The sequence below is a fragment of the Kushneria sp. EE4 genome (genome assembly GCF_977968315.1).
This window is the reverse complement of the sequence record NZ_OZ386212.1, coordinates 786,427-804,426: the sequence shown is the minus strand read 5'-3', so window position 1 is coordinate 804,426 and position 18,000 is coordinate 786,427. Positions and strand designations below refer to the sequence as shown.

The window sequence follows — 18,000 nt, the reverse complement described above, 5'->3', positions numbered from 1 at the left end:
GTATTGGCTCCCCGAACAGGACTCGAACCTGTGACCCAATGATTAACAGTCATTTGCTCTACCAACTGAGCTATCGGGGAATGTCTTTCCGAATACGCGGCGTAGTATACGTATTTCAGAAAAAACGTCAAGGCCCTGATAAAGACCCCGGCGCCATTCGCATGATTGCGCGAATATTGCCTGTCGCTGGTGGCTACGCCCTGATTCGAACAGGGGACCCCATCATTATGAGTGATGTGCTCTAACCAGCTGAGCTACGTAGCCGGCGACCGTGCGCATTGTACAGAAGCGCATCGATCATGCCAATCCCCTGAATGCCCCCGGTCTGCCGACGACCAATATTTCCCCACATGGGCCCGTGCTCCTGCGACGTTTACCCACCACCCCAACCTCACGGCCCGGCCCATTTTATACCGCGCCCCGGCCACAACCGCCTCTGACACCCGGGCCGGCACTCTTGATTGATTGATCGTTCAATAAAAGGTCGCTACTCTGAAGAACGTTATATGCCTTCCACTACAGGAGAGGGAGCGGTGCCCAAGGTAGGTATGGAACCCATTCGTCGACAGCAGTTGATCGAGGCCACCATGGCAACGATTGACGAGGCGGGTCTGGCCGACAGTACGATCATGCAGATTTCGCGACGTGCCGGCGTGTCTGCCGGCATTATCAGCCACTATTTCGGTGGCAAGGACGGGCTTCTTGAAGCCACCATGCGCCACATTCTCGGCGATCTCGGGGCTTCGGTTGCCCGGCGACGCCAGGCGTTGAACAGCAATGAGGCGAGAGCGCATCTTTACGCGATCGTGGAAGGCAACTTTGATCGCAGCCAGGTCAGCCAGGCGGTAATGAAAACATGGCTGGCCTTCTGGACCACCAGTATGCACAGGCCCAACCTTCAGCGGCTGCAGCGGGTCAACGACCGTCGACTTTACTCCAATATCACCCATCAGTTCAGAAAGCATCTGCCGCTGACTCAGGCACGCCGTGCCGCCCGCGGGCTGGCAGCCCTTATCGATGGCCTGTGGCTGCGCGGGGCGCTGGCATCCGAAGAATTTGATACTTCCAGCGCCGTACTGCTTGCCTGTCGCTATATCGATGAGCAGCTTGATGGCAACGAGAAAGCCTGACGCCGGGCTTTTCTTTACAGCACTTTGAACCTTATTGCTTATTCGGGAGGCCCCATGGCCACGTTCGAGACCCAGCAGCTTTATATCGACGGCAAACGCGTTAACGCAACCTCGGGTGAGACCTTTGAGTCCATCAATCCCTACAACGGTGACGTACTGGCCGAGATCCAGCAGGCCTCCCAAAACGATATCGATCGAGCCGTTGAATCGGCGCGCCGCGGTCAGAAGATCTGGGGGGCAATGACCGGTGTCGAGCGCGCCCGCATTCTCAATCGTGCCGTGGCCCTGCTGCGCGAAAGAAACGACGAGATTGCCCGCGTCGAATCCATGGATACCGGCAAGCCGCTGAGCGAAACCACGGCCGTGGATATCGTCACCGGCGCCGACCAGCTCGAATACTACGCAGGCCTTGCTGCAGCCGTTGAGGGCGAGCAGATTCCCATTCGTTCCGATTCCTTTGCCTACACCCGGCGCGAGCCGCTTGGCGTCTGTGCCGGCATCGGTGCCTGGAACTACCCGATCCAGATTGCCTGCTGGAAATCGGCCCCGGCACTGGCCACCGGCAATGCCATGATTTTAAAGCCCAGCGAAGTCACCCCGCTGACCACCCTGATGCTGGCCGAGATATTTACTGAAGCCGGCCTGCCGGACGGCGTTTTCAACGTCGTACAGGGCGATGGCCGCGTTGGCGCCATGCTGACCGAACACCCCGGCATCGACAAGATCTCCTTTACCGGCGAAGTGGGTACCGGCAAGAAAGTCATGGCGTCTTCGGCGTCGTCATCGCTCAAGGAGGTCACCATGGAGCTGGGCGGCAAGTCTCCCCTGCTCGTCTTTGCCGATGCCGATCTCGATCGCGCCGCTGACGGTGCCATGATGGCCAACTTCTACTCCACCGGTCAGGTCTGCACCAACGGCACGCGCGTGTTCGTGGAGCGCTCGGTCAAGGAAGCCTTTGAAGCGAAACTGATCGAGCGCGTCGAGCGCGTGAAGGCCGGCGACCCGATGGACCCGACCACCAATTTCGGGCCGCTGGTCAGCTTTGAGCACATGGAAAAGGTCTGCGACTATCTGGACGCCGGACGACAGGACGGCGCCCGCCTGCTGGTGGGCGGTGCGCGCATGACACAGGGCGATTTCGGCAAGGGGGCGTTCGTGGCCCCTACTATCTTTACCGACTGCAGTGACGACATGCGCATTGTCAGAGAAGAGATCTTCGGCCCGGTCATGTCGATTCTGGCCTTTGATGATGAAGCAGACGTCATTCGCCGCGCCAATGACACCGATTACGGTCTGGCCGCCGGAGTGTTCACCGAAGGACTCAATCGGGCGCATCGCGTGGTGCATCAGCTCGAAGCCGGCATCTGCTGGGTCAACACCTGGGGGGACAGCCCCGCCCAGATGCCGGTCGGCGGCTACAAGCAGTCCGGCGTGGGCCGTGAAAACGGGCTGCTGACGCTTGCGCACTATACCCGGGTCAAATCCATCCAGATCGAAATGGGCCCGTTTGAATCGGCCTTTTGATCGCCGGGTTTCATTCTGCCTCGGCGGGCATCCGGCCAGCTTTTCGTTTCGATGATCCGCCCATGACTCCTCAGGAGGGCTTGATGGCTGATACACGTGAATACGACTACATCATCATCGGTGCCGGCTCGGCCGGCAACGTTCTCGCGGCGCGTCTGACCGAGGACGACGATGTCACCGTGCTGCTGCTCGAAGCCGGCGGCCCGGATTATCGGCTGGATTTTCGCACCCAGATGCCCGCAGCGCTTGCCTATCCACTGCAGGGCAAGCAGTACAACTGGGCCTTTGAGACCGAACCCGAACCCTTCATGAATGATCGGCGCATGGAGTGCGGTCGTGGCAAGGGGCTCGGCGGCTCGTCGCTGATCAACGGCATGTGCTACATCCGCGGCAACGCCATGGATCTGGAAGGCTGGGCCGAGCTGCCGGGCCTTGATGACTGGGGCTATGCCCACTGCCTGCCCTATTACAAAAAGGCCGAAACCCGCGATATCGGTGGTAACGACTACCACGGCGATCACGGCCCGGTGCAGGTGGCCACCCCCAGGCCAACCACCAATCCGGTCAACCGCGCCTTCATCGAAGCCGGCAAGCAGGCAGGTTATGGTGAAACCGATGATCTCAACGGCTACAAGCAGGAAGGCTTCGGGCCGATGGATCGTACCACCACGCCCAACGGACGGCGGTCCTCGACCGCACGCGGCTATCTGGACATTGCCCGCCATCGCCCCAATTTGACGATCGAAACACATGCCGTGACCGACCGCATACTGGTCGAGGGCAAACGGGCCACAGGCGTTACCTACGCCCGCCGGGGCAAAAACCAGCAGGTGCGTGCCCGTCGTGAAGTGCTGCTGTGCGCCGGCGCCATTGCTTCTCCGGCCATCCTGCAGCGCTCGGGGGTGGGTGATCCTGACTGGCTCAACGAGATGCACATTGACGTCGTTCACGAGCTACCGGGCGTGGGCAAGAATCTGCAGGACCACCTGGAGATGTATATTCAGTACGAGTGCAAGCAGCCCATCACGCTCTACTCGGCGCTGAAGTGGTATAACCAGCCCAGAATCGGCGCACAGTGGCTGTTTCAGGGCAAGGGCATCGGCGCCAGCAACCAGTTCGAGGCCGGCGGCTTCATTCGCACCGACGAGGGTGAGTCCTGGCCCAACCTGCAGTACCACTTTCTGCCGTGTGCCATCAGCTATAACGGCAAAAGCGCCGTGGACGCCCACGGGTTTCAGGCCCACGTCGGTTCCATGCGCTCAAAAAGCCGCGGGCGCGTCAAAATCAAATCGCGCAATCCGGACGAGGCGCCGGGCATTTTGTTCAACTACATGAGCGAAACACGGGACTGGGAAGAGTTTCGCGATGCCATTCGCGTGACGCGACGCATCATCGAACAGCCGGCGCTGGACCCATATCGTGGCCGCGAGATTGCCCCGGGCCCTGACGTGCAAAGCGATGAGCAGCTTGACGCCTTTGTTCGGGGTCACGCCGAAACGGCCTATCACCCCTGCGGCACCTGCCGCATGGGCGAGGGACCGGACGCTGTGGTCGATGGTCAGGGCCGTGTACATGGCATGGAAGGGCTGCGTGTGATCGATGCCTCGCTGATGCCCGTGATTGTCACCGGCAATCTGAACGCTACCACCATCATGATGGCGGAGAAGCTATCTGATGTTGTCCGCGGCCGGGAGCCGCTGTCCCCATTGAAGGATGTCGCGTTTTACACGGCGCAGAGAGCCAATCAGAACGATCGTGAGACCGAGACGGCGAAGACACACCAATAGCCAGCGTCGTGGCGAACCAGCAAAAACACCGGGCGCGGGCCCGGTGTTTTTGTTGATAAAGATGGGTCCATACGAACTGGCTCAGATCGTGGTACGCGCCCCGTCAACGCCGCAGACTGGTGCCACGTCAGCGGCTTCGAACCCGCCAAAGGTACTGGCACCCTCCTCGGCACTGCCGACCAGCGCACGCATGCCGGCGAACATCTCCCGACCCAGCCCGTGATGATAGGCCTCAAGATCGGCGCGGGCGCACGGCCGCGCGGCAAATTCACTGGCGTTGACGAGCACCTCAAGGCGACCGCTGACCGAATCGAGGCGAACCCTGTCGCCATCGCGCAGTCGGGCCAGCGGCCCGCCATCGACGGCCTCCGGCGTCATGTGAATCGCGGCCGGCACCTTCCCGGAAGCTCCCGACATGCGGCCATCGGTCACCAGCGCCACTCGAAAGCCGCGATCCAGCAGCGACCCGAGATAGGGTGTGAGCTTGTGCAGTTCCGGCATGCCGTTGGCCCGCGGGCCCTGAAAGCGCACCACGGCGATAAAATCGCACTCCAGCTCGCCGTTGTTGAAGGCCGTCTTGAGCGCGTCCTGATCGGCAAATACCCGCACCGGCGCCTCAATGACGCGAAACTCCGGCTTGACCGCCGACACCTTGATCACGCCGCGCCCAAGGTTGCCATCAAGCACTGTCAGCCCGCCCGTCGGCGAAAAGGGATGCTCGACATCGGTCAGCACGTCCGGGTCCAGGCTCTGTGCCGGCCCTTCGCGCCAGACCAGCTTGTCTCCTTCCAGAAACGGCTCTTGCGTGTAGCTTTCCGAAAGGGTTTTTCCGGTGACTGTCGGGATATCACCATGCAGCAGTCCCCCCTTGAGCAGCTCTCGAATCAGAACGCCCATGCCGCCGGCCGCATGAAAGTGATTCACATCGGCCTGCCCGCTCGGATAGACATGCATCAGACTCGGCACCACCGCCGAGAGCTCGGCAAAATCATCCCAGTTCAGGGTAATGCCCGCGGCACCTGCCATGGCGATCAGGTGCAGAGTATGGTTGGTGGAGCCGCCCGAGGCCAGAAGCCCCACCAGCGCATTGACGATGGCCCGAGCATCGATCTGCTGCCAGAAGGGCAGATAACCCCCGCCCGGCTCGGAGTTTTTGATTGCCCGCTCGGTGCCATGGGCAGTGAGCGCATCGCGCAGCGGCGTGTTCGGATTCACAAAGGAGGCACCCGGCAGATGCAGCCCCATGATCTCCATCATCAGCTGGTTGGAGTTGGCCGTACCGTAAAAGGTGCAGGTGCCCGGGGCGTGATACGACGCCGACTCCGACTCCAGAAGCTCGGCGCGACCGACCCTGCCTTCGGCAAACTTCTGACGAATGCGCGCCTTTTCCTTGTTGGGCAGACCGCTGGGCATGGGGCCGGCGGGAACAAAGACGGCCGGCAGATGCCCAAAGCGGGCAGCCGCAATAAACAGACCGGGAATGATCTTGTCGCAAACGCCCAGATACAGCGCGGCATCAAACATGTTGTGGGACAGTCCGATGGCAGCGCTGCGGGCAATACTGTCACGCGAAAAAAGCGACAGCTCCATGCCGGGCTGACCCTGGGTGACGCCGTCACACATGGCTGGCACGCCGCCGGCCACCTGCGCCGTCGAGCCCATGCGGCGTGCGGCATCGCGAATGATGTCGGGAAATCGCTCAAAGGGCTGATGCGCCGACAGCATGTCGTTGTAAGAGGTAATGATGCCCAGATTGGCGCTGTTGGTCAGCTTGAGCTGCTGCTTGTCGGAGGCATTGCAGGCGGCAAAGCCATGGGCCAGATTGCCGCAGTCAAGCGCGCCACGATGGACACCACGGCGATGCTGTGTCTGCATGCGAGCTTCGTAAAGCGCACGGCGCTCATGAGAACGCTCGATAATGCGCTGGGTTACGCGGGTCAGGGTGGTGTGCATGAAAACCTCACCTGTCACGGTCTCGAAGGGGAAGGGGTCAGTCTATCCGAATTGCCCCGCTTTTGTAGTTAAACTACCTTTTGCGTCCACCACGACATTCGGACGTGGTACAACGACCGGGCCAGCGCCCCCGGCGATGAGGTAAACTGACCCCCTGCAGGTAAAATAATGTCATCCCATGATTCCTTTGCCTAATTTCATGCGATGTCCCTGATGTTCCCCCGGTAATCGCCGATACAAACGTGAACCCGATACTACCCGCCGACGAGTGCCTGTACGGTACCGGCCGTGGGAAAACGACAGCCTGACAACGGAAGTGGACGCATGTCTCACCCCTCTTCAACGCGCCGTGTCCCTGTTGCACGCGTGCTCCTCTGGACCCTGTTACTGCTGGTCGCCCTGATCGCCCTGTGGTGGTTTTTCCTGCGCGATGACCCGGAAGGCGACGACGGTGGCTCACAGGGCGGAGGCATGCCGAGCCCTGCCGTGGCTGCCGTCACCGCGCAGCAGGGAGACTTTCCGGTCACCCTGAGTGCTCTGGGCACGGTGCGTTCGCTGTCGAGCGTGGCCATTCGTCCCCGCGTCGAGGGCGAGCTGGTCTCGGTGGACTTCGAGGAAGGTCAGCGCGTCGACAAGGATCAGGTACTGGTGCACATCGACGATCGCACCTACCAGGCCCAGCTGGCGCAGGCCAATGCCGAGCTGACCCAGAATCAGGCGCAGCTGGCAACGGCCCGGGAGGATCTCAAGCGCTATGAGAACCTGAGCCGTGCCAACAACGTCTCGCGTCAGGACGTGGAAACCCAGCGCCAGCTGGTGCAGCAGTATCAGGGCGCTGTGGAAGCCTCGCGCGCCAATATCCAGAGCGCCCGTGTTCAGCTGGACTACACCACCGTCCGCGCGCCGGCCGGCGGCATTATCGGGCTGCGCAACGTCGACCCGGGCAATATCGTCGCCACCGGCGATGAAAACCCCATCGCCACCCTGACGTCACTGGACCCCATTTCGGTGGTGTTTTCCCTGCCCGGGCAGTACCTCTCCCGGGTACGAGACAGCATGGCGCAGGAACGCATGACGGTCAGCGTCATGGACGGCCATACCGGTGAAACGCTGGCCACGGGCGAGCTGACCAGCATCGACAGCGCCATCAACACCGATACCGGCACGGTGCGCCTGCGGGCGCGCATGGACAATCACGACGAGCAGCTGTTTCCCAACGCCTTTGTCAACGTGGAACTCACGCTGACCACGCTGAATAACGTGGTGATCGTGCCTGAAACCGCCATTCAGAACAGTGAATCCGGCAACCACGTCTATGTGGTGGATGACGAGGAGACGGTCCATCAGCGCAGCGTGGAGGTGGGGGCCAGTGACGATCTGCACGCCGTGATCGATGCAGGGCTCGACGTCGGTGAGCGGGTTGTGGTGGACGGCGTGGATCGCCTGCGCGATGGCGCCCGCGTCAACGTGGTCAGCAATCACCTTCCCGGCGAGAGTGACGATACCGACGACACACCGCCGGCAGGCGAGGCCACCAATGAAGGTCAGCTCAGGTCAACCGATGACCCCGCGGGTGAGGGTGACCGATCGTCATGAACCCGTCGCGTCTTTTCATCCTCCGACCGGTCGCCACGTCGCTGATCATGCTGGCCATTTTGCTGGCCGGCATCATGGCCTATCGACTGCTGCCGGTGGCTTCCCTGCCGGAGGTGGATTACCCCACCATTCAGGTGACGACGCTCTATCCCGGCGCCAGCCCGGAAGTCATGCTCTCCAACGTCACCTCGCCGCTGGAGGACCAGCTCGGCCAGATTTCGGGGCTCGAGGACATGCGCTCCACCAGTACCGGTGGCGCCTCGCTCATTACGCTGCGCTTTGGTCTCGACAGCGATCTGGGCGTGGCCGAGCAGGATGTTCAGGCCGCCCTTAACCAGGCCAGCAATCTGCTGCCCAATGACCTGCCCATGCCGCCGAGCTACAGCAAGGTCAATCCAGCGGACGCCCCGGTCATGACCCTGGCCGTACGCTCGGACAGCCTGCCGCTGACGCGCGTTTACGACCTGGTGGATACCCGGCTGGTACAGCGCCTTTCCCAGGTCAGCGGGGTCGGCCTGGTCTCGCTGTCGGGCGGCCATGAGCCTGCCATTCGTATCGACGGCGACGCCCGTCGCATGGCGGCCCACGGTCTGGACATGGAAGCCGTGCGCAATGCCATCACCGCGGCCAACGTCAATCAGCCCAAGGGCACTCTGTACGGCCCCTACCGGGCGCTGACCATCGATGCCAACGATCAGCTCACCTCGCCGGAGCAGTATCGCGATCTGATCGTCAAATACGATAACGACATGCCGCTGCGCCTTCGCGATATCGCAAGCGTTCACGAGGGTTCGGAGAACGCCTGGCTGACCGCCTGGGCCGATCGTGACCCGGCGCTGATCATCAGCGTTCAGCGCCAGCCCGGCGCCAACGTGACCCGCGTGGTCGATGATATTCGACGCCAGCTCCCCGAGCTGCAGGGGAGCCTGCCCGAGAGCGTGGACATCTCGATTTTAAGCGATCGCACCCAGACCATTCGTGCCTCGGTGGAGGACACCCAGTTCGAGCTGGTGCTGGCCGTAAGCCTGGTCATCCTCATCACCTTTTTGTTTTTGCGCAATATCCCGGCCACCATCATTCCGAGTCTGGCCGTGCCCATGTCGCTGATCGGCACCTTTGGTGTCATGCACCTGGCAGGCTTTAGCCTCAATAACCTCACGTTGATGGCGCTGACGATCGCCACCGGCTTTGTCATTGATGATGCGATCGTGGTGCTGGAAAACATCATTCGCTATCTGGAAAAGGGCGAAAAGCCCATCGATGCGGCGCTCAAGGGTGCCAAACAGATCTTTTTCACCATCATCTCGCTGACCGTATCGCTGGTGGCGGTGCTGATTCCGCTGCTGTTCATGCAGGATGTGGTCGGGCGATTGTTCCGCGAGTTCGCCATCACGCTGGCCGTGGCCATCGTGATCTCGGCGTTCATTTCGCTGACGCTTACGCCCATGCTGTGCGCGAAAATGCTCAAGGCACGAGCGCCGAAGCAAGGCGCCGACAGTGAGGACCCGCAGCAGCATGCCGAGAGCTACTCGGGTCTTTTCGGGCGGTTGCTGCGCCTTTATGACCGCGGTTTGAAATGGGTGCTGATCCATCAGCGGCTGACGCTGGCCGTGGCCGTCATTACCTTTGGCGTCACGGCGCTGTTGTATCTTGCCATCCCCAAGGGGCTCTTCCCGCAGCAGGATACCGGCGCCATTCGCGGCATCAGCGAGGCGGACCAGTCGATCTCCTTTGACGCAATGGCCCGCCACCAGCAGGCGCTGGCCGACATCATCCTCAACGACCCGGCGGTAGAAAGCCTCTCTTCGACCATTGGCGTCAACGAGGACAACAGCACACTCAACACCGGGCGCTTTCAGATCAATCTCAAGCCGCTGTCCGATCGCGACGGCGCTCAGGCGGTCATCGCACGGCTCAACGACAAGACCCGCTCCGTTGCCGGCATGCGCCTCTACCTGCAGCCGCTGCAGGATCTGACGCTGGATGACAACGTCAGCCGCTATCAGTACCAGATGTCGGTGACCAATAGCGACGCCGGCCTTTTGTCCCGCGATGTCGACGCCCTGCTACAGCAGATCCGCCAGTCGCCGGCCATTTCCGGCGCGGCCTCGGATCTGCAAAACCGCGGCCTGCAGCTCTATCTCAATATCGATCGCGACCGCGCCAGCCGACTGGGCATCAGCGTCAGCGATATCGATGCCACGCTCTACAACGCCTTCGGCCAGCGTTTGATCTCGACCATTTTCACCCAGTCCAACCAGTACCGGGTGGTCATGAATGTCGCCGACAATCAGCAGCGCGGCCCTTCGGCGCTGGATCGCCTCTATATCGCCGCCGACAGCGGCGACATGGTGCCACTGACCTCGCTGGTCAGCATCGAGCAGCGCTACACCGACCTGTCACTGTCACGTCAGAACCGGATTGCCGCCGCCAACGTCTCCTTTGATGTGGCGCCCGGCCACTCGCTGTCTCAGGCCTTTGATGCCATCGATGAGGCCGGCGCGCAGGTCGGGCTCGATCAGGATACGCACCAGGCCTATCAGGGCGCCGCGCTCGGCTTTGCCGGCTCCACGGCCAATACGCTGCTGCTGATTCTGGCCGCCGTGGTGGTGATGTATATCGTGCTGGGCGTTTTGTACGAAAGCTACATCCACCCGCTGACCATCCTCTCCACCCTGCCCTCGGCGGCCATCGGCGCGCTGCTGGCGCTGATGATCACCGGCAACGACCTGGGCATGGTGGGCATCATCGGTATCATTTTGCTGATCGGCATCGTCAAGAAAAACGCCATCATGATGATCGACTTTGCCCTCGACGGTCAGCGCCACATGGGGCTTTCACCGGCTGATGCAATCTATCGCGCCGCACTGTTGCGTTTTCGCCCCATCATGATGACCACCTTTGCCGCACTCTTTGGCGCCATTCCGCTGATGCTGGCCAGCGGTTTCGGCTCGGAGCTGCGCCAGCCGCTGGGGCTTGCCATGGTCGGCGGGCTGCTGGTCAGCCAGCTTCTGACGCTTTTCACCACGCCGGTCATCTATCTGTTCTTTGACCGGCTGGCCGGTCGCGTCACCGCTCGCGGCGCTGACACGACCGTCTCCGATGGGCAGGCCTCATGAGCCTGTCCTCGCCCTTCATTGCGCGACCGATCGCCACATCACTTCTGACCCTGGCGATCATTCTGGGCGGGCTGCTCTCCTATGCGCGTCTGCCGGTGGCGCCGCTGCCGGCGGTATCGTTTCCCACCGTTCTGGTCACGGCCAGTCTCTCCGGGGCCAATCCGGAGACCATGGCCTCGACGGTGGCCACACCGCTGGAGCGCTCGCTCGGCCAGATCGCCGGCATCAGCCAGATGACCTCGTCGAGCTCGGAAGGCTCGACCAGCGTTGTCATCCAGTTCGATCTGGACAAGGACATCAACGAGGCGGCCCGGGAGGTACAGGCGGCGATCAACCGGGCCGAGGCGCTGCTGCCAAGCGCCATGACCAGCTCGCCCCGGCTGCGAAAGCTCAATCCGGCCGACTCGCCGATCATGCTGCTGTCGCTGACCAGCGCCGAAATCGACAAGGGCACGCTCTATAATCTGGCCGACCAGGACATTGCCCCGCGCATTTCACAGGTCGAAGGCGTCTCGCGCGTCAGCGTTGGCGGCAGCTCCTCACCGGCGGTGCGCATCACGCTTGACCCGCGCCGGCTCGAAAATGCCGGCATCGGCCTTGATCAGGTGCGCGATGCGATCAACGCGGCCAACAGCAACCAGCCGACCGGCTTTACCGAAGATGAGCGCTATCGCTGGAGCGTACATACCGACTCGCAGATGTTCGAGGCGCAGGACTATCGCGACCTGATCATTCGCCGCGACGGCGATCACGTCATGCGCCTGAATGATGTAGCGCACGTCGAAAAAAGCGTCGAAGACATCTACAACGTTGGTTTTTACAACCGCCAGCCGGCAGTGGTCATCGTGGTCAGCCCGGCAAGTGACGCCAACGTGATCGAAACGATCGATCGCATCAAGGCGCGCCTGCCCGGTATTCATGCCGCCCTGCCCGCCAGCGCCGATCTGCATACGGTGCTGGACCGCTCCCCCGGCATCAGCGCCTCGCTGCAGGAAACCCAGATCACCCTGATACTGGCGGTGTTTCTGGTGGTGATGGTGGTGTTTGTCTTTTTGCGCAATCCGCGGGCCACGCTGATTCCGACCGCCGTCATTCCGGTGTCGCTGCTGGGCACCTTCATGGTGATGTATCTGCTGGGGTATTCCCTCAACACGCTGTCGCTGATGGCGCTGATCATTGCCATCGGCTTTGTGGTCGATGACGCCATCGTGGTGGTGGAAAACATTGCCCGACACATCGAAGCCGGCATGGACGTGCGAAGTGCCGCGCTGCTGGGCGCGCGCGAGGTGGGCTTTACGGTGCTGTCGATGAGCGTGTCGCTGGTGGCCGTGTTCGTGCCGCTGCTGTTTCTGGGCGGCTTCATCGGCCGGCTCTTCCACGAGTTTGCCATGACGCTGGCCACGGCGGTCATGGTGTCGCTGCTGGTCTCGCTGACGCTCACACCAATGCTCTGCTCGCGCTGGCTCAAGGGGTCGGCGCATGAGCGCCCCCCGGGCAGAATCCCGCGTCTGATCGAACGTTGCGGTCAAATCATTCTGGCAGGCTATGAGCGCACGCTGAACATTGCCCTGCGACACCGACGCCTGACGCTGTTGTCGCTGGTGGCCGTGATCGTCCTCAACGGCTTTTTGTACGTCCATATCGACAAGGGGTTCGTGCCCGACCAGAACACCGGGCGGCTGATCGGTGCGGTACGCGGCGATCAAAGCATCTCGTTTGAGGCCATGTCGGCCAAGCTGGAAACGGCCCGTGACCGTCTGCTGGCCGATGACGCCGTGGCAAGCGTTCTGGGCTTTCTGGGCGGCAGCGGCCCGGGCGGCGGCGGCGCCAACTCGGCCACGCTGTTTGTGTCGCTCAAGCCGGACCACGTGGACGACACCAACGCACAGGGCAACCGCCTGTCTGCCTTGATGAGCGATATCCCCGGCGTTCAGGTGTTCATGCGCGGCCTGCAGGATCTGCGCATGGGCGGGCGCTCTTCGAGCAACAGCCAGTATGAACTGACGCTCAAAAGCGATGACCTGTCGCTGCTGCGCGAATGGTCACCGCGGGTGGCCGAGGCGATGCGCGACATTTCAGAAATTACCGGCGTGGACAGCGACAGCCGCGAGGGCGGACAGGCCATCAAACTGGTGGTGGATCGCGACCGGGCGTCCCGTCTGGGTCTGAGCATGCGCGATATCGATACCCTGCTGGGCAACGCCTTTGCTCAGGGGCAGATTTCAAGCGTCTATGAAGGCACCAACCAGTACTACGTGGTGCTGGAAGTCGCCCGGCAGTGGCAGCGCTCGGCCAGAGCGCTGGAGATGATGCACATCGTCAACGATCAGGGCAGCCCCATACCGCTGTCGGCCTTCAGCCACTACGAGCGCAGCACCAGCCCGGTCAGCGTCAGCCACCAGGGGCAGTTTGCCGCGACCACGGTGTCGTTCAATCTAAGCGATGGGGTGTCGCTTTCCGAGGCCACCGACATCATCAGTGACCGGCTTGACCGGCTGCACCTGCCCACCGATATTCAGGCCGACTTCGAAGGCAGCGCCGCCAGCTTTCAAAGCGGTGTCGAAACCATGCCGTGGCTGATTCTGGCCGCGCTGGTCACGGTCTATCTGGTGCTGGGCATTCTCTATGAAAGCTACATTCATCCGCTGACGATCCTGTCGACCCTGCCCTCCGGCGGAATTGGCGCGCTGCTGGCGCTGATGCTGCTGGGCAAGCCCTTCACCCTGATTGCCCTGATCGGCATCATCCTGCTGATCGGCGTGGTCAAGAAAAACGCCATCATGCTGGTGGATTTCGCCCTGAGCGCCGAGCGCGACCGCGGGCTGTCTGCCCAGGAGGCCGTTCGAGAAGCCGCGCTGGTGCGCTTTCGACCCATCATGATGACCACCCTGGCGGCCATTCTGGGCGCCCTGCCACTGATGTTCGGCACCGACGAAAACGCCGCGCTGCGCGCCCCGCTGGGCATCTCCATTGTGGGGGGCCTGATCGTCAGCCAGATCCTGACGCTCTACACCACGCCGGTGGTCTATCTCTATCTGGACCGCCTGAGACGGCGCTGATCATTTATTTAAAATGCTCATGCCCAAAGGCCCCTTGCGTTATCGCAAGGGGCCTTTTTTATCCAGTGCCATCGATGACAGGCCGGTCGTTTTATTCGTGAACAGCGTTTATCCCTTCAGTGCCAGATGGTAAGTTACCGGTGACATGACGTGTCACAACCATAAAAATCTCTCACGTCCTTTTTACATAACAACGATCAAGGAACAGTGCATGACACCCCGAACGGATTCACGACGCCTGAGACTGCTGACCCTTTCCCTGAGCATTTCCGCGGCCATGGCCGCCACCGCCGCGCAGGCCGCGCCGGACGATCAGCAGACCATCGAGGCGCTGCGCGCCCAGCTCGAGCAGATGCAGCAACGCCTTGATCGGCTGGAGCAGCAGTCAAACGGCACTGCCGGCAGTGCGCAAAACGCCAGCGCGTCACAGAGCAATACGGCAACAACTCCGAACCCCCAGCAGTCGGAATCAAGGCAACAGCAGTCGGAATCAAGGCCACAGCAGAACCTGGCGCAGGAAAACAGCTCCGCCATCGAGCAGATCCAGCAGACGCAGATCAGTGGTCAGCTCGAGTTCAACGGCAGCTTCAACGACTGGAGCGAGCGCAGCAAGGACACCACCGGTGATATGGATTTCGGCAAGTTCGTTCTTGTCGTGGATGGCGAAGTGGACGATCTGGAATATGCCTTCGAGTATCGTTTCTATGACGGCTATCAGTTTTTGAAGTCAGGCTGGCTCGGCTTCAACCCGAATGACGACGACACCATCCGCGTTGGTCTGGTTCAGACGCCTTTCGGCAACATGGACTATGGCTATCAGGGCTGGTACGGCACGCTTCCCTATATTGCCGGCTTCAACGACAACCAGAACGCCGGGGTGAAGTGGGATCACCGCCAGGGCGACTGGGAGACCTCGCTGGCCTTTTTCAAAAGCGACAACCTGGGCAGCGGCAACGAGCACTACGGCGCCAACGCCATCGGTGACAGTGCGCAGGGCAACAGCGAAGAGAATCAGCTCGCCGCTCGCGCCGGCTATACCTTTGATCACGGCGACGACTACTCGACCCAGCTCAACGTCTCGGCAAAGGGCGGTCAGCTATACAACGAGCAGACCAATCGCAGCGGTGACAACTGGTCGGCGGCCATCGGCCTTGATGGGTCATACGGCAACTGGCGCACCATGTTCCAGGCCACGACCTATGAATACAACCCCAAAAATCCCTCGGAAGCGCAGTCAGGTATCTCTGATAATGCCGTACAGATCGGTGCCTTCGGCTTCAACTACCTGATTCCCAAGCGCGGTCAGATGTATACGGCCAGCGCCAGCTACAGCATGGATGTCGACTGGGGCCCTGTTGAAAACCTGTTCTTCTTCAACGACTTCAGCTACATCGATCCGTCGGATGACTTTTCATCCATCAACGGCGGCTTTGGCAATCAAAAGGATCCGATGCTCAACGATCTGGGCGTACTGGTGACCGCCGGCCCCTATTTTGCCTGGTTTGATATCATTACCAACAAAAATGGGTTGAACTACTTTGGCTCACCGGTCAATGACAAGTGGCACACCAGCATCCAGACCAATTTCGGCATCAACTTCTAAATGCTGATGAGCGTTAAAAAACCCCGGCCATGGCCGGGGTTTTTTATGCGTGTGTCGATCAGACCAGCGTGTTGAAGTGACCGACCCCTTCGGCAAAGCGGGTCTTGTAGCGTTCGAAAAGCGCCGGGTCGCGCTTGAAGGCGCGCAATACGGCATCGGTCTGAAAATCCACCACCTCCGGTGCCCCGGAGAGCGAGTCAACGCCGGAACGGGCGTTGAAGCCGCTGCGCAGGTCACTGTCACTGTGGCGATACCAGCGCTCAAAGCCGAAAGTAGTGAAAAAGGCTTCAAGCCTGGGGTCCGATGTGGTGGTGCGCATTGCGGTGGACTCGCCAAGCCGGGTCACCAGCCGGCGCCCATAGCCCCGGCCGCGCTTTTTCTCCGGGGTGGTCAAAAGCCTGAGCTCGACCCCGCGGCCTTCCACTTCAAGTGTGAGTAGCGCCACCGAGCACAGCCTCGCGCCGTCATCAAAAAGGGCCACGATACGCGCCGACTCCTGCTCCAGCAGTCGGCTCACGCCGGCAAACTCGACCAGCGGCGCAAGCCCCGCTTCTCGCCCGAACACGCTGGCACAAAGCATGGCCAGACAGGCATCCCGGTCCTGCACATCGGTGATATATGAAATCTTCAAGGGTGCATCTGCCCGCCGTTCAAAAGCGCCATCATGCCATGCGCCGCTCATTGCTGGCCAACCCCCGGGCATACACTGACGCCCCCGGGGCCTTGCGCTCGCCCGTGTCATACGGCTGACACATGCCCGACACATGATTGCCATGCCGGCCTCTCAGCATACTGGCGCAGCAGATACTTTCATGACGACAACGCGGAGCACGACATGGTCAAGGGTTTCAGGGGCATCGTCTCGATGGCAGCACTGTCCACGCTGGCACTGGGCACCACGCCGGCCGGCGCCGCCACCGATATCGTCTGGTGGCATGCCATGGAGGGCAGTCTGGGCGAAAAGATCGATGAGATCGCCGCGGGCTTCAATCAGTCGCAGTCCGATTACGTGGTCAAGCCGGTCTACAAGGGCACCTACAGCGAAAACCTGACCTCGACCATCGCCGCCTTCCGCGCCGGCAATGCCCCGGCCATCACCCAGGTCTACGAAGTCGGCACGGCCACCATGATGAACGCCCGGGGGGCGATCTATCCGGTGTACGAGCTCATGGCGGACACCGACCAGCCCTTTGCCCCCGACGCCTATCTGCCGGCTGTCACCGGCTACTACAGCACCACCGATGGCGACATGCTGTCGCTGCCGTTCAACTCGTCAACGCCTGTGGTCTACTACAACCGCGACCTGTTTGAACAGGCAGGGCTCGATCCCGACGCACCGCCCACCACCTGGAAAGCAGTGGCCGACGCGGGCCGGCAGGTCGTCGACAGCGGGGCCGCCAGCTGCGGCTTTACCACCACCTGGCCGAGCTGGATTCAGCTCGAAAACTTCGCCGCCCGTCACGACATCTCCTTTGCCAGCGAACAAAACGGGTTTGGCGGCCCATCTGCACGGGTGACGGTCAACGACAGCGACGCCGTGGTCGACCACGTGCAGGATCTGATCGACTGGCAGCAAAGCGGCGTGTTCAGCTACGGCGGTCGCGAGGACCAGGCCTCGCCGCGCTTTTTCTCGGGCAACTGCGCCATGCTGATGGCCTCCTCGGCAAGCTACGCCAGCGTTCGCGACAATACCGAAAGCTTTGACTTCGGCGTCGCGCCCCTGCCATGGGACCCCGAAGTGATCGATGCACCGAAAAACTCGATCATCGGCGGCGCGTCACTGTGGGTGCTTCAGGGTCAAAGTGATGACGTCTATCAGGGTGTAGCGAGATTTTTCAACTATCTCTCCTCGCCGGAAGTCCAGGCCGACTGGCATCAGTTCACGGGTTATCTGCCCATTACCGACGAAGCCTATGCGCTGACCCGCGAACAGGGCTTCTACGACGACAACCCCGGCACCGAGATCGCCCTTCAACAGATGACCGAAGGCGAACCAACCGATAACTCACGCGGGGTGCGGCTGGGCAACATGCCCCAGATTCGTGACGTCATCGAAGAGGAGCTCGAGCGGGCCTTCAGCGGTGACAAGACCGCCCGGCAGGCGCTCGATGACGCCGCCGCCCGAAGCAATGAGCTGCTCGAGCAGTTCGAGCGCAGCGTGCGCTGACCCCTCGCCCCGGCGGCGGTGTCGCCGTCGGGAGCCCTGCCCTGTTCACTGTCGCCTTTGGA

At 61.5% G+C, this 18,000-nt stretch carries 10 protein-coding genes and 2 tRNA genes; 8 read left to right on the top strand and 4 right to left on the bottom strand.

Annotated elements, in window-relative coordinates; all coding sequences use genetic code 11:
- Positions 1-4: 4 nt before the first annotated feature.
- Positions 5-80, bottom strand: a tRNA-Asn gene (locus ACXMYO_RS03610).
- A 107-nt stretch (positions 81-187) separates the two neighbouring features.
- Positions 188-264, bottom strand: a tRNA-Met gene (locus ACXMYO_RS03605).
- A 269-nt stretch (positions 265-533) separates the two neighbouring features.
- On the opposite strand from ACXMYO_RS03605, the gene betI reads away from it, so the two are divergent.
- The 3 genes from betI to betA all read left to right on the top strand — a co-directional run bounded on the left by betI (position 534) and on the right by betA (position 4,441).
- A complete protein-coding gene (gene betI / locus ACXMYO_RS03600; RefSeq protein WP_457807838.1) occupies positions 534-1,130 on the top strand; it encodes a transcriptional regulator BetI in 597 nt (198 codons plus the stop codon).
- Between the two features lie 54 nt (positions 1,131-1,184).
- Positions 1,185-2,654, top strand: a complete 1,470-nt coding sequence (betB, locus tag ACXMYO_RS03595; RefSeq protein WP_457807837.1) for a betaine-aldehyde dehydrogenase — start codon at positions 1,185-1,187, stop codon at positions 2,652-2,654.
- A gap of 83 nt (positions 2,655-2,737) precedes the next feature.
- The gene (gene betA, locus ACXMYO_RS03590; protein ID WP_457807836.1) at positions 2,738-4,441 is read left to right on the top strand and encodes a choline dehydrogenase; all 1,704 of its coding nucleotides are present in this window, start codon (positions 2,738-2,740) and stop codon (positions 4,439-4,441) included.
- Positions 4,442-4,522: 81 nt separating this feature from the next.
- Here betA and edd read toward each other — a convergent pair whose 3' ends face one another.
- Positions 4,523-6,394 (bottom strand): phosphogluconate dehydratase, encoded by a 1,872-nt coding sequence (gene edd / locus ACXMYO_RS03585; protein ID WP_457807835.1) that lies wholly within the window; start codon positions 6,392-6,394, stop codon positions 4,523-4,525.
- 324 nt (positions 6,395-6,718) lie between these two features.
- Here edd and ACXMYO_RS03580 point away from each other — a divergent pair, with 324 nt between their 5' ends.
- From ACXMYO_RS03580 to ACXMYO_RS03565, 4 genes are all read left to right on the top strand, one after another.
- Entirely contained in the window at positions 6,719-7,990 is a 1,272-nt protein-coding gene (locus ACXMYO_RS03580) for an efflux RND transporter periplasmic adaptor subunit (protein ID WP_457807834.1), read from the top strand.
- Complete coding sequence (locus ACXMYO_RS03575) at positions 7,987-11,109, top strand: multidrug efflux RND transporter permease subunit (RefSeq protein WP_457807833.1); 3,123 nt, start codon at positions 7,987-7,989, stop codon at positions 11,107-11,109. Before ACXMYO_RS03580 ends, ACXMYO_RS03575 begins: the two co-directional genes overlap by 4 nt.
- Positions 11,106-14,168, top strand: a complete 3,063-nt coding sequence (locus tag ACXMYO_RS03570; RefSeq protein ID WP_457807832.1) for an efflux RND transporter permease subunit — start codon at positions 11,106-11,108, stop codon at positions 14,166-14,168. The genes ACXMYO_RS03575 and ACXMYO_RS03570 overlap by 4 nt, the downstream gene beginning before the upstream one ends.
- Positions 14,169-14,379: 211 nt before the next feature.
- The gene (locus tag ACXMYO_RS03565) at positions 14,380-15,771 is read left to right on the top strand and encodes a hypothetical protein (RefSeq protein WP_438766844.1); all 1,392 of its coding nucleotides are present in this window, start codon (positions 14,380-14,382) and stop codon (positions 15,769-15,771) included.
- A 58-nt stretch (positions 15,772-15,829) separates the two neighbouring features.
- On the opposite strand, the gene ACXMYO_RS03560 is transcribed toward ACXMYO_RS03565, so the two are convergent.
- Positions 15,830-16,402, bottom strand: coding sequence for a hypothetical protein (locus ACXMYO_RS03560; RefSeq protein ID WP_438766843.1), 573 nt, complete (start codon positions 16,400-16,402; stop codon positions 15,830-15,832).
- 204 nt (positions 16,403-16,606) lie between these two features.
- Between ACXMYO_RS03560 and ugpB the strand changes: the two genes are divergently transcribed.
- Positions 16,607-17,938: a sn-glycerol-3-phosphate ABC transporter substrate-binding protein UgpB gene (gene ugpB, locus ACXMYO_RS03555; protein ID WP_457807831.1), complete on the top strand. Its 1,332-nt coding sequence runs from the start codon at positions 16,607-16,609 to the stop codon at positions 17,936-17,938.
- Positions 17,939-18,000 lie beyond the last annotated feature (62 nt).

Excerpts from the sequence above, each read along its gene's own strand:
- betB (WP_457807837.1), top strand. The coding sequence starts at position 1,185 with ATGGCCACGTTCGAGACCCAGCAGCTTTATATCGACGGCAAACGCGTT.
- betA (WP_457807836.1), top strand. The coding sequence starts at position 2,738 with ATGGCTGATACACGTGAATACGACTACATCATCATCGGTGCCGGCTCG.
- edd (WP_457807835.1), bottom strand. The coding sequence starts at position 6,394 with ATGCACACCACCCTGACCCGCGTAACCCAGCGCATTATCGAGCGTTCT.
- ACXMYO_RS03580 (WP_457807834.1), top strand. The coding sequence starts at position 6,719 with ATGTCTCACCCCTCTTCAACGCGCCGTGTCCCTGTTGCACGCGTGCTC.
- ACXMYO_RS03575 (WP_457807833.1), top strand. The coding sequence starts at position 7,987 with ATGAACCCGTCGCGTCTTTTCATCCTCCGACCGGTCGCCACGTCGCTG.
- ACXMYO_RS03570 (WP_457807832.1), top strand. The coding sequence starts at position 11,106 with ATGAGCCTGTCCTCGCCCTTCATTGCGCGACCGATCGCCACATCACTT.
- ACXMYO_RS03565 (WP_438766844.1), top strand. The coding sequence starts at position 14,380 with ATGACACCCCGAACGGATTCACGACGCCTGAGACTGCTGACCCTTTCC.
- ugpB (WP_457807831.1), top strand. The coding sequence starts at position 16,607 with ATGGTCAAGGGTTTCAGGGGCATCGTCTCGATGGCAGCACTGTCCACG.